Annotated in this window: 22 protein-coding genes; 12 read left to right on the forward strand and 10 right to left on the reverse strand. The window is 51.2% G+C overall.

The window, feature by feature from the left end:
* Positions 1-48 precede the first annotated feature (48 nt).
* Positions 49-690, forward strand: a complete 642-nt coding sequence (gene pyrE / locus ACFOE0_RS22970; RefSeq protein ID WP_248937599.1) for an orotate phosphoribosyltransferase — start codon at positions 49-51, stop codon at positions 688-690.
* 82 nt (positions 691-772) lie between these two features.
* On the opposite strand, the gene folE is transcribed toward pyrE, so the two are convergent.
* The 5 genes from folE to coaBC form a co-directional block, all read right to left on the reverse strand.
* Positions 773-1,420 carry a GTP cyclohydrolase I FolE gene (gene folE / locus ACFOE0_RS22975; protein WP_248937600.1) on the reverse strand — a complete coding sequence of 216 codons (648 nt, stop codon included), beginning with the start codon at positions 1,418-1,420 and terminating at the stop codon, positions 773-775.
* A 164-nt stretch (positions 1,421-1,584) separates the two neighbouring features.
* Positions 1,585-3,555 carry an alpha/beta hydrolase family protein gene (locus tag ACFOE0_RS22980; protein ID WP_248937601.1) on the reverse strand — a complete coding sequence of 657 codons (1,971 nt, stop codon included), beginning with the start codon at positions 3,553-3,555 and terminating at the stop codon, positions 1,585-1,587.
* 142 nt (positions 3,556-3,697) lie between these two features.
* A complete protein-coding gene (slmA, locus tag ACFOE0_RS22985; RefSeq protein WP_115138722.1) occupies positions 3,698-4,291 on the reverse strand; it encodes a nucleoid occlusion factor SlmA in 594 nt (197 codons plus the stop codon).
* A gap of 160 nt (positions 4,292-4,451) precedes the next feature.
* A complete protein-coding gene (dut, locus tag ACFOE0_RS22990; protein ID WP_115138723.1) occupies positions 4,452-4,910 on the reverse strand; it encodes a dUTP diphosphatase in 459 nt (152 codons plus the stop codon).
* Complete coding sequence (coaBC, locus tag ACFOE0_RS22995) at positions 4,907-6,103, reverse strand: bifunctional phosphopantothenoylcysteine decarboxylase/phosphopantothenate--cysteine ligase CoaBC (RefSeq protein WP_248937602.1); 1,197 nt, start codon at positions 6,101-6,103, stop codon at positions 4,907-4,909. The genes dut and coaBC overlap by 4 nt, the downstream gene beginning before the upstream one ends.
* A 179-nt stretch (positions 6,104-6,282) precedes the next feature.
* Between coaBC and radC the strand changes: the two genes are divergently transcribed.
* The 5 genes from radC (at position 6,283) to ACFOE0_RS23020 (ending at position 9,614) form a co-directional block, all read left to right on the forward strand.
* Entirely contained in the window at positions 6,283-6,960 is a 678-nt protein-coding gene (gene radC / locus ACFOE0_RS23000) for a RadC family protein (protein WP_248937603.1), read from the forward strand.
* A 121-nt stretch (positions 6,961-7,081) separates the two neighbouring features.
* Positions 7,082-7,318, forward strand: coding sequence for a 50S ribosomal protein L28 (gene rpmB / locus ACFOE0_RS23005; protein WP_011758449.1), 237 nt, complete (start codon positions 7,082-7,084; stop codon positions 7,316-7,318).
* 6 nt (positions 7,319-7,324) lie between these two features.
* Positions 7,325-7,498 carry a 50S ribosomal protein L33 gene (gene rpmG / locus ACFOE0_RS23010; protein WP_011758450.1) on the forward strand — a complete coding sequence of 58 codons (174 nt, stop codon included), beginning with the start codon at positions 7,325-7,327 and terminating at the stop codon, positions 7,496-7,498.
* Positions 7,499-7,708: 210 nt separating this feature from the next.
* On the forward strand, positions 7,709-9,040 hold the full coding sequence (argA, locus tag ACFOE0_RS23015; protein ID WP_248937604.1) for an amino-acid N-acetyltransferase: 1,332 nt from the start codon (positions 7,709-7,711) through the stop codon (positions 9,038-9,040).
* Positions 9,041-9,104: 64 nt separating this feature from the next.
* Positions 9,105-9,614: a PH domain-containing protein gene (locus tag ACFOE0_RS23020; RefSeq protein WP_248937605.1), complete on the forward strand. Its 510-nt coding sequence runs from the start codon at positions 9,105-9,107 to the stop codon at positions 9,612-9,614.
* Positions 9,615-9,919: 305 nt separating this feature from the next.
* On the opposite strand, the gene rarD is transcribed toward ACFOE0_RS23020, so the two are convergent.
* Positions 9,920-10,819 carry an EamA family transporter RarD gene (rarD, locus tag ACFOE0_RS23025; protein ID WP_248937606.1) on the reverse strand — a complete coding sequence of 300 codons (900 nt, stop codon included), beginning with the start codon at positions 10,817-10,819 and terminating at the stop codon, positions 9,920-9,922.
* Between the two features lie 137 nt (positions 10,820-10,956).
* Positions 10,957-11,427, reverse strand: coding sequence for a thioesterase family protein (locus ACFOE0_RS23030; protein ID WP_248937607.1), 471 nt, complete (start codon positions 11,425-11,427; stop codon positions 10,957-10,959).
* 220 nt (positions 11,428-11,647) lie between these two features.
* Between ACFOE0_RS23030 and recQ the strand changes: the two genes are divergently transcribed.
* Entirely contained in the window at positions 11,648-13,453 is a 1,806-nt protein-coding gene (gene recQ / locus ACFOE0_RS23035) for a DNA helicase RecQ (protein WP_248937608.1), read from the forward strand.
* Here recQ and ACFOE0_RS23040 read toward each other — a convergent pair.
* Positions 13,450-15,213, reverse strand: a complete 1,764-nt coding sequence (locus ACFOE0_RS23040; protein WP_248937609.1) for a hypothetical protein — start codon at positions 15,211-15,213, stop codon at positions 13,450-13,452. The two genes, recQ and ACFOE0_RS23040, sit on opposite strands and share 4 nt — an antisense overlap.
* A gap of 401 nt (positions 15,214-15,614) precedes the next feature.
* Here ACFOE0_RS23040 and leuA point away from each other — a divergent pair, with 401 nt between their 5' ends.
* The 5 genes from leuA to ACFOE0_RS23065 all read left to right on the forward strand — a co-directional run bounded on the left by leuA (position 15,615) and on the right by ACFOE0_RS23065 (position 22,126).
* Positions 15,615-17,183, forward strand: coding sequence for a 2-isopropylmalate synthase (gene leuA / locus ACFOE0_RS23045; protein ID WP_115138732.1), 1,569 nt, complete (start codon positions 15,615-15,617; stop codon positions 17,181-17,183).
* Positions 17,180-18,268 (forward strand): 3-isopropylmalate dehydrogenase, encoded by a 1,089-nt coding sequence (gene leuB, locus ACFOE0_RS23050; RefSeq protein WP_248937610.1) that lies wholly within the window; start codon positions 17,180-17,182, stop codon positions 18,266-18,268. The genes leuA and leuB overlap by 4 nt, the downstream gene beginning before the upstream one ends.
* On the forward strand, positions 18,268-19,734 hold the full coding sequence (gene leuC, locus ACFOE0_RS23055; protein ID WP_248937611.1) for a 3-isopropylmalate dehydratase large subunit: 1,467 nt from the start codon (positions 18,268-18,270) through the stop codon (positions 19,732-19,734). Before leuB ends, leuC begins: the two co-directional genes overlap by 1 nt.
* 2 nt (positions 19,735-19,736) lie before the next feature.
* Entirely contained in the window at positions 19,737-20,342 is a 606-nt protein-coding gene (gene leuD, locus ACFOE0_RS23060) for a 3-isopropylmalate dehydratase small subunit (RefSeq protein ID WP_248937612.1), read from the forward strand.
* 491 nt (positions 20,343-20,833) lie between these two features.
* On the forward strand, positions 20,834-22,126 hold the full coding sequence (locus tag ACFOE0_RS23065) for an outer membrane protein transport protein (protein WP_248937613.1): 1,293 nt from the start codon (positions 20,834-20,836) through the stop codon (positions 22,124-22,126).
* A gap of 129 nt (positions 22,127-22,255) precedes the next feature.
* Here ACFOE0_RS23065 and nrfD read toward each other — a convergent pair whose 3' ends face one another.
* Both nrfD and ACFOE0_RS23075 read right to left on the reverse strand, forming a co-directional pair.
* On the reverse strand, positions 22,256-23,203 hold the full coding sequence (gene nrfD, locus ACFOE0_RS23070) for an NrfD/PsrC family molybdoenzyme membrane anchor subunit (RefSeq protein ID WP_248937614.1): 948 nt from the start codon (positions 23,201-23,203) through the stop codon (positions 22,256-22,258).
* Entirely contained in the window at positions 23,200-23,772 is a 573-nt protein-coding gene (locus ACFOE0_RS23075) for a 4Fe-4S dicluster domain-containing protein (RefSeq protein WP_115138738.1), read from the reverse strand. The genes nrfD and ACFOE0_RS23075 overlap by 4 nt, the downstream gene beginning before the upstream one ends.
* Between the last annotated feature and the right edge of the window lies 1 nt (position 23,773).

A 23,773-nucleotide genomic window follows, 5' to 3' on the forward strand; every position in this document is an offset into this window, starting at 1 on the left:
CCAGGTACCCCAGGAAAGACCCTAGAAAGAGAATAGTGAGGAGTTAGAGTGAAAGCCTATCAGCGTGAGTTTATTGAGTTTGCCCTTGAGCGTCAGGTATTGAGATTTGGCGAATTTACGCTTAAGTCGGGCCGTCAGAGTCCTTACTTCTTTAACGCTGGCCTGTTCAATACAGGTCGTGACCTGGCCCGTCTGGGTCGCTTCTATGCAGCCGCTCTGGTGGACTCAGGCATCGACTATGACCTGGTTTTTGGTCCTGCCTACAAAGGTATCCCAATCGCGACCACTACCACTGTAGCTCTGGCTGAGCACCATGATGTGGACATGCCATACTGCTTCAACCGTAAAGAGAAGAAAGACCACGGTGAAGGTGGCTCTCTGGTCGGTAGCGAGCTGAAAGGCAAGGTCATGCTGGTGGATGATGTGATCACTGCCGGTACTGCTATCCGTGAGTCCATGGATATCATCAACGCCCACGAAGCGTCTCTGGCTGGTGTACTGATTGCGCTGGACCGTCAGGAGAAAGGCAAGGGCGAGCTGTCTGCGATTCAGGAAGTTGAGCGTGACTACGGCTGCGCCGTGATTTCCATTATCAAGCTGGCTGACCTGATTGCTTACCTGGCCGAAAAGCCTGGTATGGAGAAAGAGCTGGAAACCGTGAGTGCCTACCGCGAGCAGTATGGAATTTAACTGTATCTGAGACGTTTAAGTCACAAATGATGGATACAAAAAACGCTGCATGATTGCAGCGTTTTTTATTGCTTTGAAGGCATCAGGCCTTCAGCAGGAACTCAGCACGGGTAGCCGGATTGGACTTGAAGATACCGCCCAGTGCAGTAGTTGTAGTGGAGCTGGTGGCATCCATCACGCCGCGGGATTTCACGCAGTAGTGCACCGCATCTATTTTTACCGCCACATCTTTGGTTTCCAGCAGTGTCTGCAGGGCAACCAGCACCTGTTGAGTCAGACGTTCCTGCACCTGAGGGCGCTGGGCAAAGAAGCGCACAATTCGGTTAATCTTGGACAGGCCAATAATCTTGGTGTGTGGCAGGTAAGCGACAGTGGCTACGCCGTCTATGGTCACCAGATGATGCTCACAGGTACTGGTCACACTGATGTCCTGTACCCGCACCATTTCATCAAACTGCATCTTGTTGTCGATAACAGTGATCTTGGGGAAGTTGGAATAGTCCAGGCCGGAGAAGATCTCATCGACATACATTTTGGCGACACGCTTTGGTGTTTCCATCAGGCTGTCGTCGCTCAGATCCAATGACATCAGCTCCATAATGGCGCGCATATGCTCTTCAATCTTCACTTTGCGCTCATTGGATGACAGGGTATTGGGCGTCATTGGGGTTTCCAGTCCACGCTCCAACAGAGCCGCCTGCACCTGAGATGCTGCTTCACTTAATGCCATATTACCTCCACAAAAAACTCACCTGGCCGCCGGATTGGGCTGACGTTCAGGGGGGAGGAGAATACCGCGATTTGTGGAAGATTCATACATTTTGACCCATAAAAAAACCGATTAACCCACTCAAGTATTTGGGCTAACCGGTTTTCGTTATTCAATAGGCGAAATTAGTTCAGATGCTGCTCCAGGAATGCCAGCATCTCGGCATAGTATTTCGCCCTGTGTTCATCCTTGTAGAAGCCATGACCTTCGTCGTCCATCACCAAAGTTTGGAACGGGTGATTGGCTTTCTTTAGCGCTTCTGCCATGGCTTCATATTGCTCGATTGGAGCTCGCTCATCGTCACCACCGTGAACCAACATGACCGCGGCTTTGATTTTGTGGGCATTATATGTGGGTGACATTGATTTAAGTACGGCTTGGTCTGTACCTATGGCTCTTTGCAGATAGCTGACGCCGGAGCGACGCTCCTGGACATCCCCCTCCTCGTACATCATTGGGAGGTCATAGACTCCAGCAAAGCCTATCGCACACTTGAACATATCTGGCTCTATCACTGAACTTTGAAGGGCACTGTAACCGCCGAAGCTTCCACCGGAAATACACATACGATCAGCATCAGCGATTCCTTGTTCAATCACATATTTAGTACCATCGATAATGTCGTGTTGAATACCTGTGCCCCACTGTAAATAACCTGACTGCTCAAAGGCATCGCCATAACCGCCACTGCCTCGGAAGTTAATTTGAAGCACGGCAAAGCCTTTCTGGGCCAGCAACTGATTTTCTGAGTCAAATTGCCACCAGTCGCGAGGGCCATGCGGGCCGCCATGGGGAACGACTACCATAGGCAGGTTTTTTGCTTCCGTGTTGGCGGGTAGGGTCAGATACCCTTTGATGATATGACCTTCGCGGTTTTTAAATTCTATGGGTTTGACCTCTGCCATCTGCTCAGGATCCAACCATTTTTTGGAGGAGAAAAGATACTGCAGCTTTACAGGATCCGTGGTGAACAGGTAGAAGTCCCCCGGATTTCTGTCATTAAATGCGTGTATCAAGAACTTATTAGCGTCACGATTTTCGCTGACAATGCGTACCTGATGGCCGGGGAGTGTGGCCAGCAACTTTTTTAGATACTGGCTTTTCGGGTTCTTTTTATCAACGAAGGCGTAAGTGGGGTAGCCATCTTCAAATTCCACCGCATAGAGCTTCTTGGTGGCTCCATCAATCCAATAGTTACTTGCTTCTACTGATTCATCACTGACGATGGGAGTTTGTTTTCCTGTTTTCAGGTCAATATGTAGTATTTTGCGGGGTTCACCATTTGTACTGGCCTCGGCGTAGATAGCCTGGTCACTTTCTGCAAATGAGATTGGTCCAAAACCGTTTAGGTCCAAGCCAGTGATATTGTCTGTATCGACCCAGTCTCTGTCTTCCCAGCGGAAGATTTTGATATCTGAATTAGCGTTGCGTCCCATGGCGAATCTGACATCACCATTGTGGTCAGTCATAAATGCAGTATTACCAATGGGTCCTTTGGTAACTCGCTTGCGCTTACCGTTATAGACATCGACTTCGTAAACATATTTCGCTTTGTCGTAGTCCAGAGTTCTTGAGTTATCCCAATGAATGGCTGAGACGAGCATTTTCTTTGGATTGTCGTGCAGAGGATCCAGCATAAAGCCAGTGGCTTTGATAGAAGTCGAGCGCTTGATGTTGGAGCCGGTTTGCATGTTTTGGTTGTTATAGCCAAACACATAGGAGGTTCTGCTGCCATCGACATTGGTCGCCAGCATCTCGCCATAGTAGAGAGGAGAGTCACTCCAGCCTTTCAGGTATTCTTTTGACACTACCAATCTGTCATCGTTGACCCAGTGGAAATTACCCACCTGGCCACGTTCACCAAAGTGCACAGCATGTATCGGCTTGAGGGTTTTGATATCCAATATTGCCAGGATGTCTTTACCGTCGACTTTAGATTCCACCCCTATGTATTCTCCTCCCGGAGAAATTTTAGGGTTGAAGAACTGACTGCCTTTGGCAAATACTTCTGCCAGCCTAAGGTTGGCGTTTTCGGCTTGCGCCTGAGTGCCCGAAATTGCCAGCATAACGGCAAATAGTTTGGTGATTTTGTGCATACCTGTTCCTTGGCGTTATTATTCATCGCTTGTTTTTTACTCTATGGCAGGTGTTCCAATAAGATCAATTCCACCTAGGGACTAATTTTAGGCACAAAAAAAAATGCCGCGCTGTGGCGGCATTTTCACTGGATACTTTGACTCAGCTTTGCAGTAGTTGCTGCTGGATAAAGGTCCACTGCTGATCAAAGTGGGAAGTTGGCTTGAGTTTGAACTCACTGCGCACGAACTGGGCAATTCGGCCCTCGGCGACGGCGAGCAGCAGGTTAGCGAGAATCGCTTCATCAAGGTTAAAGCCTTTGCCTTCACGCAGAGTTTTTTCGCGGAGGATCTGCTTCAGCTGGGTTTCAATCTTGGCAAATAAACCGCTGATACGGCTGCGCAGGCGCTCGTTTTCTCCCAACAGTGCATCGCCGTTCAATACGCGGGAAATGCCCGGGTTGCGTTCAGCGAATACCAACAGCAGCTGTAGTGACAGCTGACAGCGGCGCATAGTGTCTTTTTCCTCATCCATGATGAGATTGATGCGGGTCAGCAATGACTCTTCGATGAAGTCGATCAGCCCCTCAAACATCCGTGCTTTGCTGGGAAAATGACGGTACAGCGCCGCCTCGGAAACGCCTACTTCGGCAGCCAGTTTTTTGGTCGTGATACGTTCTCCTGGATTGGTTTCCAGCATCTGTGCCAGGCATTGGAGAATGTGTTCACGACGATTGATTTTTTGGCTTACGGCCATTGCAGTATCCTTCGCTCAATTACAACTTTTATTCAGCAGGAGCCGCTCTGCCGGGCACTGCACAATCCAATGTTGGCAGCCACAGGCGCGGAGCGGTGTTAACGCTGAGTATTATTATTTGATGCCCGAACTGGCAGTCAGCCCGGTAATAAGTACCTTCTTACTTGGTACCAGAGTGACCAAATCCGCCTTCACCACGATCGGTATTGGCAAACTCATCCACCAAACGGAACTCGGCCTGAACCACAGGGACAAATACCAGCTGCGCCAGACGATCGCCCACCTCAATGGTGAAAGGTTCGCTGCTGCGGTTCCAGCAGGACACCATCAAAGGTCCCTGATAATCGGAGTCAATCAGACCAACCAGGTTGCCCAGCACAATGCCGTGTTTATGTCCCAGACCAGAGCGAGGCAGAATGACAGCCGCCAGAGAAGGGTCTGCCACATAGATAGAGATACCTGTTGGGATCAGCACGGTTTCGCCGGGAGCTATGGTCAGAGTGGTTTCTGTCATGGCCCGCAGATCCATTCCTGCACTGCCGGGAGTTGCATAGGCTGGCAATGGGAACTCAGAGCCGATACGTGAATCCAGGATTTTCAGTTCAATAGGTGTTTTCATCTTGCTTCTTTAACTCTGGCGATCAAACCGAGCAATTGCCCGGCGAGGGTGTACTTGTCTGTTGCTGGCAGCTCTTCACAGCCCTGTGGCCAGAAGACTTTCAGTGCATTGGTATCGGCGTTGAAGCCCTGTCCGGAAATAGATACGTCGTTGGCGGCTATCATATCCAGTTTCTTACGCTGCATTTTATCTTTGGCGTAATGTTCAACGTCATGGGTTTCTGCAGCAAAGCCAACAGTAAAAGGTCGGGCATCCTGTGCCGCGACCGTGGCTAAGATATCAGGATTGCGAACCAGTGCAAGCTGCATGGATTCCGCTGACTTCTTGATCTTTGCCTCGGCAATTTTATCCAGACGATAATCGGCCACGGCCGCGCAACCAATAAATATGTCCTGGGTGGCGACTTCAGCCATTACCGCATCCAGCATCTGCTTGGCTGATTGCACATCAATGCGATTCACCCCAATTGGGGTTGGCAGATTAATCGGGCCAGAAACCAGAGTGACTTCGGCACCCATTTCAGCTGCGCGGGCGGCGATGGCAAAGCCCATCTTGCCTGAACTGTGATTGGAGATATAACGCACCGGGTCAATGGCTTCGCGGGTTGGCCCTGCGGTCAGCAACAGCTTTTGACCTTTCAGTGGCTTGTCACCGAAGAAGGCTTCGCAGCGCTGTGCAATATCCAAAGGTTCCAGCATACGTCCGGGGCCAATTTCACCACAGGCCTGACTACCTGCGCCTGGCCCCCAGATATGAATGCCACGCTCACTCAGAACCTTCAGGTTATGTTGAGTTGCAAGGTGCTGATACATCTGCTGATTCATGGCTGGACATACAACAACCGGAGAGCCGGTAGCCAGGGCACAGGTGGTCAGCAGCTCATCGGCCATGCCAACCTGCATACGGGCCAGCACATTCGCCGTGGCTGGCGCGATAACAAACAGGTCGGCCCAGCGAGCCAGCTCGATATGGCCCATAGAGGCCTCAGCAGTGGGATCCAGCAAGTCTGAGGCTACGGGGTGACCGCTCAGCGCCTGCAGTGTTAAAGGCGTAATAAACTCCATAGCACTTTGGGTCATTACCACGCGCACTTCGGCGCCACGTTCTTTCAGGCGGCGAACCAAATCTGCACTTTTATAGGCGGCAATACCTCCGCCAATACCCAACAAAATTTTCTTGTGATTCAGGCTCACGGTCGTTTTCCCAAGGCTCAATCCAATGGCGCTAACCTTACCATATTCCCATTTGGGTTAGGTATCAGTGTTATCGCAACAGACTCTGATTTCTTTGTTTTATGTACAACATGGTATCTGCCAGGCCGATTTCTGAAACTGAACCATACTTGTTTGGGAGTTGGCTCAGGGAAGACAGTATGGGAATAAAGGATTGGCCAGAGGGGGAAGGCCCCAGGGATAAGTTGTTGCAACACGGCAGTGGCACGCTTTCTGATGCGGAATTACTGGCGGTATTATTACGAAATGGTGCCCGGGGAGAGAGTGCAGTAGCCCTTGGCAGGCGGCTTTTGACAGAATTTGGTGGTTTAAGAGCACTGTTTTGCGCTTCTAAGCCCAAGGTATGTCGACTTCATGGCGTGGGATCGGTAAAATACGCGCAGCTTCAGGCGGCCGCAGAAATTGCGCGCCGTATTGCCCGCGAAAACCTGCTCAGAGGGCAGGTATTGACCAATCCTGATTTAACCCGGGATTACCTGATGACACAGTTGGCAGACAGGTCTTATGAAGTGTTTGCCATCTTGCTGCTGGACAGCCAACACAGGGTAATTCAATTTATCGAATTATTCCGTGGAACCATAGACTCGGCTTCGGTTTATCCAAGAGAAGTGGTGGCTATGGTGCTGGAGCATAATGCTGCGGCCGTCATTGTTTGTCATAATCATCCGTCTGGTATCGCCGAGCCCAGTCAGGCTGACCGGCGAATAACTGAGCGATTGAAAAATGCGTTGGCAACCATAGACGTATCCTTGCTGGATCATATGGTTGTAGGGGATCGTGAGATAGTTTCCTTTGCAGAAAGAGGGTGGATTACTTAATCACCGCTTGATCTTTCCCCGGCAATCCTGTATAAAATGCGCCCTTCGTGTGCCTCGGGCGACGGCCATACGAGGCACATTAATGCTCGAGCGTTAAAATTGTTTTTTGGAGAAGATTGACATGTCAAGAGTATGCCAAGTTACTGGCAAGCGACCAATGGTTGGTAACAACCGTTCGCACGCAAAAAACGCGACCCGTCGTCGTTTTTTACCTAACCTGCAGAACCACCGTTTCTGGTTGGAAACTGAAAAGCGCTTTGTACAGCTGCGTGTTTCCACTAAAGGTATGCGTATCATCGATAAGAAAGGTATCGAAGTAGTTGTTGCTGAACTTCGTGCCCGCGGCGAGAAGGTGTAATAGATCATGGCTAAAGCTAAAGGTAATCGCGAGAAGATCAAGCTGGTATCAAGCGCCAAGACTGGTCACTTCTACACTACTGACAAGAACAAGCGTAACATGCCTGAAAAGATGGAGATCAAGAAGTTTGATCCTGTAATCCGTCAGCACGTTATCTACAAAGAAGCTAAAATCAAGTAATTGGTTTTATAGCAGTTCTTGGAAAAGCCCCTCTCATGAGGGGCTTTTTTTTCGCCTGTGTTTTCCCATCTTTTGGCCGTTTCGCTAACTCACTGTGATCAAACTCTCACTCCAATCTGGCTTTGGTGCGAACAAATGCTTTTTATCTGCATATTAATGCATTATTATTCGGTTTAAATGAATTTGTATGGTTTACAGTGAGGTAGTCCATTGAACGCCGCCACCGCGCAGCTGATTGACAGCTTTCGTCATTCTGCCCCCTACGTAAATGCCCACAGAGGGAAAACTTTTGTGGTGATGTTGGGAGGAGAAGCCATTGAAACCGGGCAATACCGAGCCATCATCAATGATGTTGCGCTGCTGCATAGCCTGGGGATTCGCCTGGTGCTGGTTCACGGTGCCCGTCCACAGATAGACAGTGAACTGGCTGAAAGAAGTCTGGAAGCCGGGTTTCATAACGATATCCGGGTAACAGATGAATCTTCCCTCAAGGTTATCAGGCAGGTGTGTGGCGCACTGCAGTTTGATATTACCGCCCGCCTGTCTATGGGCTTATCCAATACTCCGATGCAGGGAGCCAAAATCAATGTGGTCAGCGGCAATTTTGTGATTGCTCAGCCCCTGGGAGTGGATGATGGTGTGGACTATTGTCTGTCCGGTCGTGTGCGTCGTATCGATGTGGAAGGTTTGCAAAGCCAGTTGGACAAACATTGTATTGTGCTGCTTGGGCCTATCGCCGCGTCAGTGACCGGCGAGAGCTTTAACCTCACTGCGGAGGAGGTCGCAACTCAGGTGGCTATTCGACTTAAGGCTGACAAGATCATTGGCTTTAGCCAACAGCAGGGGTTGTTGGATGACGAAGGCCTGGTGATCAGTGAAATGATGCCCAATGAAGCCCAGGCCTATGTTTCTCAGCCACAGCATAACATTTGCGCCTCAGCCCAGGCGTTTATCGGTGCCAGTGTAGAAGCCTGCCGACGTGGTGTGCCCAGATGTCACCTTATCAGCCACCAGGAAGATGGTGCCCTGTTGCAGGAGCTGTTTACCCGGGAGGGCATTGGCACCCAGATAGTCACCGAGAGCGCCGAACGCCTGCGCAGAGCCAATATTGCGGATATTGGCGGTGTACTGAATCTTATTCGGCCACTGGAAGAGCAGGGCATACTGGTGCGCCGTTCCCGTGAACAGCTGGAGATGGAAATCGAGCAGTTTATGGTGATCGAACGGGACAGTTTGATTATCGGCTGTGCCGCTTTGTACCCGTTTGAAGAAGATAACGCCGGTGAATTTGCCTGTCTGGTGGTTCACCCGGACTATCGGGATGCAGACAGAGGCAGCCTGTTGTTACAGCAGATCATAGGTCAGGCCAGAGCCAGAGGTTATGACAGACTGTTCGCGCTGACGACCCGCAGCATTCACTGGTTTCTTGAGCAGGGTTTCAGCATAGTTGAAGTGGATGCTCTGCCGGCGAAAAAGCAGCAGATTTATAACCTGCAACGCCGTTCAAAAATACTGGCACTGGAGCTGAAAGCGATCGCTTAAGTTGACATAATATGTCTTGCGTGCAAGTCTGAGCTTCCGAAGGGGAAAATGGGAAAGTCCTGCTATGCATGAACAGACATACGATATTGCGCAACTCAGCAGTACCGGGAATCTGAGTTTTCTGGTATTGCTGTTGATACTGGCTGGCGTGCTGTTGTTGGTGTGGCGCAAGTCCTTGCCGGATGCGGCCAGGAAAGTCTCAGGTACTCTGATGATTGGCGTCATCCTCATGTTCTCCTGGGTGTGGTACAAGGCGCAAAGCGCCAATATTGCACTGGATATGAAAGAGTTCGAACTGGATGTGCCTTTCTATGGCGTGACCTTGTCGCGTACCGATATTTTATCTGCTGGTATTCGCCAGTGGGACCGTAATGAGGAGCCGGGCTTAATGCCGGATCTGCGCAGCAACGGTATTGGTATGCCGGGATTTCAGCTGGGTTGGTTCAGACTGAAGGATGGCCGAAAGGCGCTGGTCGCCGGTGGACAGGGTGATTGGGTGGTGATCCCGACCCGTCAGGACTATCTGATAATGGTGACGACGGATGATGCCGAGCGACTGATGAAGGCGCTTTGAGCCAGGGTCTGTTGACCTTTGAAGATGGTTTTTGCAGCTCTTTGTCGTTGTTTTATACAAAGCAACGCGATTGAAGTGTAGTTGTTCTACATAAATGAGCGTTAATGCAGTAGAAAGCGACGACAAACGCTGCCCGAAGGGCTCGGCTATCCGCGCTTTACTCTTTGTTGCCAGGTATTTGCTTAGGCCCACTAGGCAGCACACCTAGCGCCGCGATTAAAGCGCGTCTATCTCGAGCAAAATTCAACCATGAAAGGTCAACAGACCCTAGAATAACAAAGGGAGCCGATTGGCTCCCTTCTTTGTTATTCAGCCGCTTTGATTTCACGCTTGCGCTTGTAAACCATATCCATGGTAAAGGCGATTAGTGCCAGCCAGATAAAGCCGAAAGTAATGCTCTTTTCCATATCGAAAGGCTCGCCATACAGCACCACAGCCAGCATGAACATAATACTTGGGCCAATGTACTGGAAGAAGCCAAGTACGGTCAGAGGGATGCGGATCGCGGCACCGGCAAAACACAACAGAGGAATGGAGGTAACAATACCCGCGGCTATCAGCAGCAGGTTCATATCCCAACTGTTGGTCAGCATGTTGGCGCTGGCATCCTGAGGCATCAGGATAATGTAGCCAATAGCCAAAGGAACCAGCAGCGCGGTTTCCAGCAGCAGGCCGCTCTGAGCATCAATGTTTACCTTCTTACGCAACAGGGCGTAAAGGCCAAAAGAAACAGCAAGGCCGATGGATACCACAGGTACAGAGCCGAATGAGATCAACTGAATTGCGACACCAATGGCGGCCAGCGTGACAGCAAGCCACTGCAGTTTACGCAGGCGCTCGCCCAGAAACACCATGCCCAACATGACGTTAATCAAGGGGTTGATATAGTAGCCCAGGCTGGCATCCAGCATATGGTCATTGTTAACCGCCCAGATGAACAGCAGCCAGTTACCTGCGATCAACACGGATGTGATGCAAAGAATGCCGAGCTGTTTGGGGTTCTTCAGAACATCACGGACCTTTTTGAAATTACCAACAAAGGTCATAAGCAGCATCATAAAGACGAAGGACCAAATGATGCGGTGCAGCAGAATTTCGGTCGCTGACACCTGTTGCAGCAACTTAAAGTAGAGCGGGGCAAATCCCCAAAGGCTGTATGCGCAAAGGGCCAATGCCACCCCTTTGCGGTGTTCAGTATTTTCCATGGATATCAGATTCGTTCAGACAAGGCCGGCGATTGTAAGGCCTGGCGGTGGAATTGTCAGCAGAAGTGGCGGCATGCTGCACAAATTTCACTGTCTTGAACTTGTATATACAAGATAAGCTTTTATTAGCTGAATGCTCAGCCGGTTAAATAGGTGCCTGTTCCAAAAGCAATATGTTGTCCGGATTCGTTATGCAGCTCCATTCGGCAAACTGAGACCTTATTGCCGGAGCGAATCACCTGGCCGGTACCGGTAAACTTTTGTCCACGACCTGGACGAAGATAGTCCACCCGCATATCTATGGTACCCAGGGTTTGTAATCTGGCCCTCAGCTCTTCCTCCTGCCAGTCGTCCCGACCGGCGACCAGCGCAGCGAATGCTGTCAGTCCACCCACAACATCCAATACCGTTGCAGTCACGCCACCATGCAGGATCTGCTGATGGATATTGCCTATCAATTCAGGCTTCATTTCTACCGTGACCTCGACACCTTCCAGGTCATATCGCTGGATTCTCATCCCCAGCAGGTTATGGAAAGGGATGTGTTGGTCAAATACCTCAGCCACCATTGCCAGAACTTTCTCTGAGATAGCTTCTGATTGGGACATACTTTTCAATCCGTTAAAAAGTGGAGTTATCACTCTATAACTTCGTGTTGCCAGGCTGCAACCCTATGACCGGATTGGGCAATTACCATTATCTGAATTTGCCGCTGATAGTGCCTGCATTTTCATCGTCATTGCAGGTAGAATAGGGCGCTTTGGCACCCGTTGAGGGTGTCTGTTTTCGGGGTTGTTTTTCAGGGTCAGCATGCAAGAAAACACACAAATGTCTCCACAGGATCCCTTCCTGGGCTGTTTGCAACAGGTCTTTGGATACAGGGAATTTCGCGACGGCCAACAGGATGTGATTGAGCGCAGTTGCCGTGGAGAGGACTGCATGGTGATTATGCCTACAGGCGGAGGCAAGAGCCTGTGTTACCAGCTTCCCGCGCTGATGCTGCCCGGTTTGACCGTGGTGGTCTCTCCCCTGATATCACTGATGAAAGATCAGGTTGATAGCCTGCTCCAGACTGGGATTTCCGCCGCATTTCTGAATTCAACTCTGCCCAGAGAGCAGGCGATGGAGGTTTACCGCCAGTTGCGCATGGGGGAGATCAAGCTCCTTTATGTATCGCCTGAAAGACTCATGGGGGGCGATTTTATGGATCGCCTGCACTCATGGAATATCAGCCTGTTTGCCATTGATGAGGCTCACTGCATCAGTCAGTGGGGCCATGACTTCCGCCCTGAATACGCGTCCCTGGGCAAGCTTAAGCAGGAATTTCCCCATATCCCTTTAATGGCGCTGACTGCGACTGCAGATGAGGCGACCAGAAAAGATATATGCGACCGCTTGAGCATCACGCCTTATACCCTGCTATCCAGTTTTGACCGGCCCAATATTCGCTACACAGTGGCGGAAAAATTGAATGCTTCCAACCAGCTGCGTCAGTTTATCGAGTCACAGAAAGGTGCCAGCGGCATTATTTATTGTGGCAGTCGCCGCCGGGTGGATGAAGTGGCTGAGCGCCTGCGTCTGCAGGGTTACAGAGCCGAAGGTTACCACGCGGGCATGACTCAGGATGAACGCGCCAGTGTGCAGGAGCGTTTTATCAATGATCAGCTGGATATCGTGGTGGCAACAGTGGCCTTTGGGATGGGGATTAACAAGTCCAATGTGCGCTATGTGGTGCACTATGATATTCCCAAGAGTATCGAGTCCTACTATCAGGAAACCGGTCGTGCCGGTCGTGATGGGATGGAGGCCGAAGCTTTTATGTTGTTCGACCCGGCGGATATCGGTCGGGTGCGTCATTTGATTGAGCAGCATGAGCCGGGGCCACAGCAACAGGTGGAGCACCATAAATTAAACTCAATGGCAGCTTTTGCCGAGGCTCAAACCTGTCGCCGTCAGGTATTGCTGCACTACTTTGATGAGAGTGCCAATCAGCCTTGCGGCAACTGCGACATCTGTTTGGATCCGCCCAAGCAGTATGACGGTACTCAGGATGCCCAGAAGGTACTGTCATGTATTTACAGGTTGAATCAGGGTTTTGGTATTAATCACTTGATTGAAGTGTTGCGGGGTTCCAAGGCTGCCAATGTGGTGGATAGAGGTCATGACAAGCTGTCGACCTGGGGGATAGGTAAAGACAAGAGTCATGAGCATTGGCTCAGTGTGACCCGTCAGCTTATTCACCTGGGACTGGCCAGTCAGGATATTACCCGGGGGTCCCGGGTCAGGCTAAACCCATCGGCCAGACCTGTGCTCAAAGGGGAAGTGGCATTGATGTTGGCGGTACCGCGTCTTGCCATTCCGGTCACCACTCGCCGCCGTAATTCAACCAAGGCGCCCATCAACTACGATAGAAAACTGTTCGCCCGACTCAAGGTGTTGCGACGGGCCTTGGCAGAGGAGCATGATGTGCCGCCGTATCTGGTATTCAATGATGCTTCACTGGCAGAAATGGCATCCATGCTGCCCACCACCGAAGCGGAAATGCTGGCGGTGAACGGCGTGGGAGAGCGCAAACTTGAGCGCTTCGGTAATGCCTTCCTGGATGAGATTGAATCTTACCTGACCCGGGGCTAACCCCGGGCACCTATCTGGTACAACTTGACTTCATTGGACTTTTGTCTGGAAACCTGACTCGCCATCGCCCGTTTGACCAGTGAGGTGGAGGTGTCAAACTGCTGCATACTGGCGACACCTATGCTGATGATGGCGTGCTTGTGCCAGGGCTGTATGCGGCCAATCAGTTGTTCCATCACCTGCTGTGCACCCGTGTGGGAAGTACCTGGCAAGATCACCATCAAAGACTCGGGAGACAGGTAAACCAGTTTGTCCTGCTCTCTGAGTTTGGACTTTATTTTCTCCTCCAGAGTCGGAAGATCATCTGCCACTGTGGGGCTTAAGCCAAACAGTAAAATGGTTAACGGATTCTGAGCCCGCTTGGCGTTGTTCATCGCCAATTCCAGCACCTGATAGTGGATTGGCGCACGACTGCTGATGCTGAAGTCGGTGGTGACTTTCTGCTTGCGATAAATCAGCAGGTAAAGACAGGTGGCCGGCAGTATCACGCCCAATATGACCAGTACCCACATCCAGCCCAGCGGAATCAGAATAGCCGATTCATTAACACTCGTGGGCTCTGCGCTTTGCTCCCGGTTCAGCCGTGCTTTGTATTGAACAAACCTGATATCAGCCAATTGCTTATTGGCCAGTTGCGCTGCCTGGAAAGCCAATTGCAGATTGTCGTATGCCAGCTGGGCCTCACCTCTGTTTTCGTAGTAATCGCTGAGGGTCAGATAAAGTTGTTGCAGATAGCCCTGCTGTCCCATTTGCTGTGCGGTATTGATGGCGGCCAGCGTATAGTCCACAGCTTCTGCAGCTTTGCCCTGCTCGAACTTAATGTCGGCCAATAACCTGTTGGTTTGCATTATGCTCAGACGTTGACGGAATCTGACGAAGGTCGACAGGCTTTGCTGGGCAAGCTCTTCAGCTTTGCTGAAATTGCCCTTCTCCACTTCGATGGAGGCTATGATGGCGTAACTGTATGCTTGCTCCAGTTGAGTAGATAAAGTGGGCAGTAATTGCTTGCCTTCATTCAACAGATTTTCACTGGCGCTGTAGTCACCGGCATCTCTCAACATTCTTGCTGCATTCAGCAGCAGGATATGGCGAACCTTACCTTTGGCATCATCCTGCTCCAGTGCCCGGTAAGCGTACTGTACCGCTTGCAGCAGGTCACCGCTGGCATACAAAAGGTTACCCATTGCACTTAATAAGTAGGCGTGTGGAGGCCAGGTCCAGGAGTTTTCCTGGGTGTGGTACTGCTCGGCAACATCAAGTGCCAGTCTCAGGTCTTCCATCGCAGGAAGATAGTTTTCCTGATCTGTATCCAACTGGCCGCGCATACGCAGGAGATTGGCAAGCGCCTGTGGCTGTTTGAATTGCTTGGCCTGAGCGATACCGGTTTCCAGTAATGGCATTGCTGATTTGAAATCGCCTGTACTGGCTTGTCCTTCCGCTTCACAGGCATTGAAGTAGGGAACGGTTTGCTCAAGATCATGCTTTTTTGCGTTAACCCTCCCCAGTGAGGCCAGCTGAATGGCTGCCTGGTATTCGCCTTGCTGGATCAGAAGCTCGCACTTGAGCATTTGCAGTCTGACAGCATGAATTGGCGGTGATGAGGGGGAGAGCTGATTCTCCAGTTCAGAGATCTGCTGTTGGGCCAACGAGGGAGACTGATAAACCAGTTGATTGAGCTGATCCATCTTGCTCATGGCCGCATGTGCGCCCATGCCTGTAATACTCAGGGTGATCCCGAGAATGAAGGCGTATAAATCCATTTAACGCTCCGGGAGAAAGGGGAATGTGCAAATTGCTCCCATCATGGTAACAAGGTTTGCAGAAATTTTGCAGGCTGAGATCAATTTTACCTCCACCGGAGAGATCTAATGAATTATCAATGCGACCAAAGTTTCTGCAACTTGAACAAAATTTGGTTGACACCTTTTAGCCCAGCGGGTTAAAAGTTAATCGTTATCTTAACCATAAACTGAAAATAGATACTAACTTAATGCATAACTTTTCAACTCAGTTGCTACTAAACCTACTCATTCTGGCACCAGAAGCGCGGAAGGTTTAATCATGGTTAAGTGTTAACAACCAAATTCCATAACCCCGCGCAAATGTCGCGGGGTTTTTTTTGTCTCCTGAGCAGTGGAGATGCAGGGCAGTGGAGAAGGATATGACTGACAGTGTGATAATTTTTGATACGACGTTAAGGGATGGGGAGCAGGCGCTGGCAGCCAGCTTGTCAGTGAAGGAGAAGCTGCAGATTGCTCTGGCCCTGGAACGTCTGGGAGTCGATGTGATGGAAGTTGGCTTCCCTGTATCTTCTCCCGGTGACTTTGAGTCGGTGCAAACCATTGCCAGAGAAGTTAAAAACAGTCGGGTTTGTGCACTGTCCCGGGCATTGGAAAAGGACATTGATGCCGCTGCCCAGTCACTGAGTGTGGCCGATCAGTTCCGTATTCATACCTTTATTTCCACCTCGGATATTCATGTACAGAGCAAGCTCAAGCGCTCTTTCGATGATGTATTGGATATGGCGGTAGGCGCCGTTAAATATGCACGCCGCTTTACCGACGATGTTGAATTCTCCTGTGAAGATGCCGGTCGCACACCGATAGATAACCTGTGCCGCATGGTAGAAGCGGCGATCAAAGCCGGTGCCCGCACCATCAATATCCCTGACACTGTGGGCTACACAGTCCCCAGCGAATTTGGCGGCATTATTCAGACCCTGTTTAACCGTGTACCCAATATCGACGAGGCGGTGATCTCGGTTCACTGCCATGATGATCTCGGCCTGTCTGTGGCCAATTCCATCGCGGCGGTGCAAGCGGGGGCCAGACAGGTTGAGTGTACTGTTAATGGAATCGGTGAGCGTGCCGGTAACTGCTCGCTGGAAGAGGTGGCCATGATTCTGGCAACCCGCAAGCATCTGCTGGGACTGGAGACCAATATCAACGCCAAAGAGATCCATAGAACATCGGCCCTGATCAGTCAGCTGTGCAATATGCCAATCCAGTCCAACAAGGCGATTGTCGGCACCAATGCCTTCAGTCACTCATCCGGTATTCACCAGGATGGCATGTTAAAGGCTCAGAACACCTATGAAATTATGACGCCGGAAAGCATAGGCCTGACCCGCAACAACTTGAATATGACCTCACGCTCTGGTCGCCATGTCATTAAGCACCGCATGAGTGAGATGGGTTATAGCGAGCAGGACTATGACATGGATGCTCTGTACAAGGCCTTCCTCAAGCTGGCGGACAAGAAGGGACAGGTGTTTGATTACGACCTCGAGGCTTTGGTGTTTATTAAGGCTCAGCGCCAGGACGATGACCACTACCGACTGAAGCAACTGGTGGTGCACTCAGACTCCAAAGAGGGTGAAGCGACCGCTACCGTCAGACTGGAGATTGGCGGCGAGAAAGTGACAGAAGCGGCAACAGGTAATGGTCCTGTCGATGCGGCCTATAACGCCATCGCCAGAGCGACCGACCGCAAGATAGATATCGCCTCCTATAAGCTGGGCGGCAAAGGAGAAGGCCAGAATGCCCTGGGCCAGGTGGATATTACCGCCCGTTACCATGGCCGTAATTTCCACGGCGTGGGGCTGGCGACCGACGTGGTTGAAGCGTCAGCCAGAGCTCTGGTGCATGTGATGAACCTGGTGCACAGAGCCGATGAAGTTGCAGATAAAAAACAAGAGATTCAAAAAGCTAGGGAGTTAGGTGGAGTATGAGTTACCAGATTGCAGTATTGGCGGGCGACGGTATTGGCCCGGAAGTGATGGCGCAGGCGCGTAAGGTATTGGCGGCTGCTGAGCAAAGATTCGAGCTGAACATTGAATACAGTGAGTACGATATTGGCGGTATTGCCATCGACAATCATGGTTGCCCATTGCCCAAAGAAACCCTGGCAGGTTGTGAAGCCGCCGATGCCATTTTATTTGGCTCGGTCGGTGGTCCCAAGTGGGAAGGTCTGCCACCTGACAGCCAACCTGAACGTGGCGCTTTGCTGCCATTGCGTGCCCATTTCGGTCTGTTCTGTAACCTGCGTCCGGCCAAGCTCCACGAAGGGCTGGAGCACTTAAGCCCGCTGCGCGCCGATATCTCCGCCCGCGGTTTTGATCTGGTGTGTGTGCGTGAACTGACCGGCGGCATCTACTTTGGTAAACCAAAAGGCCGTCAGGGTGAAGGCGAGGCTGAGGAAGCTTTCGATACCATGAGATACAGCCGCAAAGAGATCCGTCGTATCGCCACTATCGCCTTTGAAACGGCCCGTGGCCGTCGCGGCAAGGTGACCTCTGTGGATAAGGCCAATGTGCTGGCCTGCTCGGTGCTGTGGCGCGAGGTGGTAGAAGAGGTCGCCAAAGAGTTCCCTGATGTCACTCTGGAACACATCTATATCGATAATGCCACCATGCAGCTGCTGCGCCGTCCTGACGAGTTCGATGTGATGCTGTGCTCTAACCTGTTTGGTGACATCATCTCTGACGAAATCGCCATGTTAACCGGCTCCATGGGACTGCTCTCATCTGCCAGTATGAATGAGTCAGGTTTTGGCCTGTATGAGCCTGCCGGTGGCAGCGCGCCGGATATTGCCGGTAAAGGGGTTGCCAACCCGATTGCTCAGATCCTGTCTGCTGCTTTGATGCTGCGTCACAGTCTTAAACAGGAGGACGCTGCTGCGGCCATCGAGCGCGCCGTGGGCAAGGCCTTGTCAGAAGGCTTCCTGACAGGCGAACTGGCGACAGATGCTGCCGCAGCCAAAACCACTGCAGAGATGGGTGACTTTATCGCCAAGGCCGTTGCGGAGGGGATCTGATGACTGACAAGACACAAGCTGCTAATACCCAAGCTGCCAATAACCAAACGCCTAAAACCCTGTATGAAAAGATCTGGGACAGCCATGTTGTGACTGAGCCCGATGGAGAGGCTCCGATCCTCTACGTTGATCGTCATCTGGTACATGAGGTGACCTCGCCTCAGGCTTTCAGCGGGTTAAAGGCCGCGGGTCGTCCTGTGCGTGCACCTCAAAAAACTTTTGCCACTATGGACCACAACACCTCCACCAAGAGTGCCAGTCTGGATGCTTTAAGTCCCATGGCCCGCACTCAGGTGGAAACCCTGGCGCAGAACTGCAAAGAGTTCGGCATTCGCCTGTATGACATTCACCATCCCAATCAGGGCATTGTTCATGTGATGGGGCCTGAGCTGGGCATTACTCTGCCGGGCACTGTGATTGTATGTGGCGATTCCCACACTGCTACCCATGGCGCTTTTGGCGCGCTGGCCTTCGGTATTGGTACCTCTGAGGTAGAGCATGTGCTGGCGACTCAAACCCTTCGCCAACTGAAAGCCAAAACCATGAAGGTTGAGGTTAAAGGCAAAGTCGGCGAGGGCATTACAGCCAAAGATATTGTGCTGGCCATTATCGGCAAGATAGGTATGGATGGCGGCACTGGCCATGTGGTGGAGTTCTGCGGTGAAGCGATTCGCGATCTTTCCATGGAAGGTCGTATGACCCTGTGCAACATGGCCATTGAAATGGGCGCCAAGGCCGGGCTGGTGGCACCTGATGCCAAGACAGTGGCCTATCTGGAAGGCCGTGAGTTTGCGCCATCAGGTGATGCCTGGCAGCAGGCGGTGGAAGCCTGGCAGGCATTGAAAACAGATGATGGTGCCAGCTTCGATGCTGTGGTTGAGCTCAAGGGAGAAGATATTGCGCCGCAACTGACCTGGGGAACCAATCCCGGACAGGTGGTCGCAATTGATCAGCCTGTGCCCAACCCCAGAGATCATATTGATGCCTCAGTACGGGATTCCATGGAGAAAGCCCTCAATTATATTGGGCTGGAAGCCGGTACCCGTATGACAGATGTCGCCATCAACAAGGTGTTTATTGGTTCCTGTACCAACTCCCGCATTGAGGATCTTCGTGCTGCCGCTGCCCAAATCAAAGGTGGCAAGGTGGCATATGGCGTAACGGCAATCGTGGTGCCGGGGTCGGGGCAGGTCAAGCTGCAGGCTGAAGCTGAAGGTCTGGATAAGCTGTTTATGGCTGCCGGTTTCGAATGGCGTTTGCCAGGTTGTTCCATGTGTCTGGCGATGAATGATGACAGGCTGGAGGCGGGCGATCGCTGCGCTTCAACCAGTAACCGTAACTTCGAGGGGCGTCAGGGGCGGGGCAGTCGTACCCACCTGGTGAGCCCGGCTATGGCTGCGGCTGCCGCTATTGCCGGTCGCTTTGTCGATATTCGTCAACCTTCACAGACAGCTACCGGAGCCTGAACATGCAAGCATTTACTCAACATATAGGTCTGGCTGTGGTGCTGGATAATGCCAATGTGGACACAGACCAGATTATTCCCAAGCAGTTTTTGTCCAAAGTGACCCGTGACGGTTTTGGTGTGCACCTGTTCCATGACTGGCGTTATCTGGATGACGCCGGCGAGCAACCCAATCCTGATTTTGTGATGAACAAACCCAGATTTGAAGGGGCGTCTATTATGCTGGCCCGTGAGAACTTTGGTTGCGGCTCCAGCCGGGAGCATGCTCCCTGGGCGCTGGCAGATTACGGACTGCGGGTGATCATTGCTCCCAGCTTTGCCGATATTTTCTATGGCAACTCCATTAATAATGGTTTGCTGCCGGTGGCACTTGCTGAAGAGCAGGTTCAGCTGATTATGGATGAAGTGATGGCGGCAGAGGGCGCGGCTGTCACTGTGGATCTCGAGTCCCAGATTGTGACTTCGCCTTCGGGGTCCCAGTTTGTGTTTGAAATTGCCCCTTCTGCCCGTCATAAGCTGCTTAACGGCCTGGATGCTGTTGGCCTGACTCTGGAGCACAGCGATGCAATAGCTGGATACGAAACTCAAGTCCCTGCCTGGAGACAATAGTCAGGCGTACGCGTGTACCACGCCTGTTCGCTGAACAAGCTGCATGAGCCCAGGCTTATGCAGCTTTTTCTTTTTTAGTTTGGTGTGGCTTTTATATCTTCTTGAATTTAAAGTTGTTTTGTGTTTTCGGTTGAGTGGTTTTTAGACTGTCTGTACATGTGTTAGTGATTTGTTCTGCTTTGAATCTTGATAAATTCGGTACATGTGTTTTTAAGTTGTATTTATTTTATCTTGCTGATTTTTAGGTTTTTTTGTTGTGTTTGTTTCGTTTTTTCTCTTGGCTTCAGCGAGCTTTTTTCTGAGTTTGTACGCCATGAATTCCATAGGTTTGGTGAAGGTGCTCACATTTAGGTATGTGTTCGGCATATTTTGTGGTGATTTATGCTGTTTCGGGTTCCGTTATTGCAAAAATATGCTGCATGAGTACACTGCCTGACTAAATTTTAGAGTGCTAACTCTAATTTGTTGTCGTAAACAAACAGAGAATAACAATGAAACAGCGTACATTGACTCTTGCCGTAGCTTCGGCGCTTTTGGGGATGACGGCTCAGGTTCAGGCAGCCGGTTTTCAGTTGGCTGAATACTCTTCCACAGGTTTGGGCCGTGCTTATGCAGGTGAAGCGGCGATGGCCGACAATGCCGCAGCCCAGTTCCGTAACCCGGCTATGCTGACCTATCTCAAGGGAACTCAGGTTTCTGCCGGTGGTATTCTGGTTGTGCCTAATATTGATGTAGAGGGGCAGGTAATAAATAAGAGCCCTGTTTCAGATGAGCTAATCTACACACCTACAACGGCTGACGATATTGCGCACACTGCTTTCGTGCCTAACTTCTATGTTTCTCATCAGCTGAATGAACAATGGGTAGTTGGCCTGGCTATGGGCACCAACTTTGGTATGGCGACTGAACTGGATGATTCATTTTTGGGTACTCAGTTCGGTAATGAAGCCTCGATAACCACAATGGAGTTCAACCCAAATATCGGCTATCGCATGAACGATCAACTGAGTATCGGTTGGGGTTTACGTTTGGTTTACGGCGAAGGTAGTTTCGGCGCCACTTCACCTGCTTCAATTGATATGATTTTGCCTCAAGGCACGCCACTTAAGTATATGAAAGGCGATGATATCGCTTTCGGTTGGCAAGCGGGCGCTGCCTGGCAGATTAACGACAGTAACCGGATCGGTGTTAGCTACCGCTCAGCTGTAGATCTCGATTTGGAAGGTGATGCAAACGGTTTGGGTTTTGATCCAAAAGATCCCCGTAAAGCTTATTCAGGAGCGATGGAGCTGAGTCTGCCTGCTACTGCAGAAATCGCCTCTTTTCATCAGTTGAGTGACAAGTTTGCTATGCACGCCAGCATCAACTGGACCGATTGGAGCTCTTTTGAGAAGCTTGAAGCTAAAATTCCATCAATATCTGCACAGCCAATCTTGGTAAAACAGGAGAACTGGAAGGACAACTATCGCTTTGCCTTAGGTGCAACTTACCAGTTAACAGATAAGTCGGCTCTGCGCGCGGGTGTTGCTTATGACACTGCCGCTGTTGATGATGAGTATCGCACTGCGACAATCCCTGAAGTGGACCGTCTGTGGCTGAGTGCCGGTTATGGATATCAGCTCAGTGATAACCTGGATCTGGACTTCGGTGTTACTTATATCTTTGCTGATGAGTCAACTATGCATGAAGATGAAATGCCATCTGCAGCCTTTGGCGGAGCCTTTGATGGTAAAGTATCAGGTAACATCCTGCTGTTCGGCGTACAGGCCAGCTATAAGTTCTAAGCTGGAGCCGGATGCAGCCTGGCTTGTATAGACAAGTTGTTCTGGCTGTAAATTGAATAAGAAAGGGGCGCCGATTGGCGCCCCTTTTTCGTTGTGTCTGTCGGTGATGTAGGAGTTAAACGCCTGGGATTAGCTGATGTAGCTCTGACCGGCGTACACCACGAAGTGTCTCAGTGCCAGTACCCCAAGGATGGTGCAGCTGGAGACAGCAATCAAAAAGCCTTTGCTGTGTTTCCAGGACTTGGGCGCCAGAGTGGAAGCCAGTACCGGTACCGCCAGGCCCAGACCCACTACGCCAATCCAGAATACCCCGGCCCAGGCACCTGTGGTAATGGCTGAAGTAGCGGCTTGAGCCGCTGGACCAGAGAAGTTCAGACCCACAAACAGCAGCACCAGACACAGGGCTTCGTTAAAGGCGACCGGGTACTCGATTCTGTGTACTTGCTCGATACAGTCAGACTCTTTCTTGCTGAAGAACAAAGTCGCCACCAGGATGTTACCGGCTGAGCCCACAGACAGTGCTGAGGCCAGGAACAGCGCAGGCAGTACGGCGGTGTTCAGGATTGGGTAACTGATCATGGCCGACAGCAGGAAGCCTGTGTACACACCCACACCCAGCGCCAGGGCGAAGATTAACTTGTTCAGCGTGCCTTCTACCTGACGGCAGGCTTTTAATACCCCGCCCAGCCAGGGAGCGAACTTGAGCACCTGTTTTTCAAATACCAAACCTGCGAATACAAACACCAGTGGGATATACAGCAGCAGGGCAATCACACCCCAGGCCATCACAGAGGTCAGGTTGTAGTTAATCAAAATCAGGTAGAAGTGGAACGGCTTGGTCAAATCCAGTACCAGCAGCGCCATACCCAGACAGATAGCCAGTGGGCCAAGCACCCCGGCTGCCTTGATAACCGGCAGACCTTCCGATGGCAGGCCGCGGGCCTGTTTGTACCACTTCAGGCCGATTGCCACCAACATGGAGCCGGCGGAGAGACCGGCCATAAACAGGTAGACGGCGATAATCCAGTTCCAGACGACGGGATCATATTGCTCCATGGAGCCCCAGATATTGTTCATGCTTGGATCCCTCCTTTACGGCCAGGAATACGGTACAGGCGTGGTTGAGTGCCCAGGTGTACCTTTTGCTGATAACTTGGTTTGGTATCCAGTACCTTGCGAACTTCGCTGTCCGGATCATTGGCATCGCCGAACACCAGAGCCTGGGTTGGACATACGCTGACGCAGGCAGGTTGTTCGCCGCGGGCCAGACGTGTGTCCTTACAGTAGTTACACTTGTCCGGTACCCGGGTTTCAGGGTTGATAAAGCGCACTTTGTAAGGGCAGGCGGCCACACAGTAGAGGCAGCCAACACACTTGTCTTCCTTGATGGAGACAATGCCGTTGTCGTCCACATAGGCGGCGCCGGTTGGACACACCTTTACGCAGGGGGCGTTTTCACACTGCTCACAGGACACCCGGTTGTACTTGAAGTGCAGATGCGGGTAGTTGCCGTAAGGGCCTTCGATACGAACCTGCAATCGGGTTACCGATTCAGGTACATTGTTTTCACTGCGACAGGCCACGTTGCAGGCCTGACAGCCGATGCACTTGTTTTCATCGTGCACGAGAACATAACGCTTGGTCATA

It is taken from the genome of Shewanella submarina (assembly GCF_042646185.1).
Lineage (GTDB): Bacteria > Pseudomonadota > Gammaproteobacteria > Enterobacterales > Shewanellaceae > Shewanella > Shewanella corallii.

Excerpts from the sequence above, each read along its gene's own strand:
- folE (WP_248937600.1), bottom strand. The coding sequence starts at position 1,420 with ATGGCATTAAGTGAAGCAGCATCTCAGGTGCAGGCGGCTCTGTTGGAG.
- ACFOE0_RS22980 (WP_248937601.1), bottom strand. The coding sequence starts at position 3,555 with ATGCACAAAATCACCAAACTATTTGCCGTTATGCTGGCAATTTCGGGC.
- slmA (WP_115138722.1), bottom strand. The coding sequence starts at position 4,291 with ATGGCCGTAAGCCAAAAAATCAATCGTCGTGAACACATTCTCCAATGC.
- dut (WP_115138723.1), bottom strand. The coding sequence starts at position 4,910 with ATGAAAACACCTATTGAACTGAAAATCCTGGATTCACGTATCGGCTCT.
- radC (WP_248937603.1), top strand. The coding sequence starts at position 6,283 with ATGGGAATAAAGGATTGGCCAGAGGGGGAAGGCCCCAGGGATAAGTTG.
- rpmB (WP_011758449.1), top strand. The coding sequence starts at position 7,082 with ATGTCAAGAGTATGCCAAGTTACTGGCAAGCGACCAATGGTTGGTAAC.
- rpmG (WP_011758450.1), top strand. The coding sequence starts at position 7,325 with ATGGCTAAAGCTAAAGGTAATCGCGAGAAGATCAAGCTGGTATCAAGC.
- ACFOE0_RS23020 (WP_248937605.1), top strand. The coding sequence starts at position 9,105 with ATGCATGAACAGACATACGATATTGCGCAACTCAGCAGTACCGGGAAT.
- rarD (WP_248937606.1), bottom strand. The coding sequence starts at position 10,819 with ATGGAAAATACTGAACACCGCAAAGGGGTGGCATTGGCCCTTTGCGCA.
- ACFOE0_RS23030 (WP_248937607.1), bottom strand. The coding sequence starts at position 11,427 with ATGTCCCAATCAGAAGCTATCTCAGAGAAAGTTCTGGCAATGGTGGCT.
- recQ (WP_248937608.1), top strand. The coding sequence starts at position 11,648 with ATGTCTCCACAGGATCCCTTCCTGGGCTGTTTGCAACAGGTCTTTGGA.
- ACFOE0_RS23040 (WP_248937609.1), bottom strand. The coding sequence starts at position 15,213 with ATGGATTTATACGCCTTCATTCTCGGGATCACCCTGAGTATTACAGGC.
- leuA (WP_115138732.1), top strand. The coding sequence starts at position 15,615 with ATGACTGACAGTGTGATAATTTTTGATACGACGTTAAGGGATGGGGAG.
- leuB (WP_248937610.1), top strand. The coding sequence starts at position 17,180 with ATGAGTTACCAGATTGCAGTATTGGCGGGCGACGGTATTGGCCCGGAA.
- leuC (WP_248937611.1), top strand. The coding sequence starts at position 18,268 with ATGACTGACAAGACACAAGCTGCTAATACCCAAGCTGCCAATAACCAA.
- leuD (WP_248937612.1), top strand. The coding sequence starts at position 19,737 with ATGCAAGCATTTACTCAACATATAGGTCTGGCTGTGGTGCTGGATAAT.
- ACFOE0_RS23065 (WP_248937613.1), top strand. The coding sequence starts at position 20,834 with ATGAAACAGCGTACATTGACTCTTGCCGTAGCTTCGGCGCTTTTGGGG.
- nrfD (WP_248937614.1), bottom strand. The coding sequence starts at position 23,203 with ATGAACAATATCTGGGGCTCCATGGAGCAATATGATCCCGTCGTCTGG.
- ACFOE0_RS23075 (WP_115138738.1), bottom strand. The coding sequence starts at position 23,772 with ATGACCAAGCGTTATGTTCTCGTGCACGATGAAAACAAGTGCATCGGC.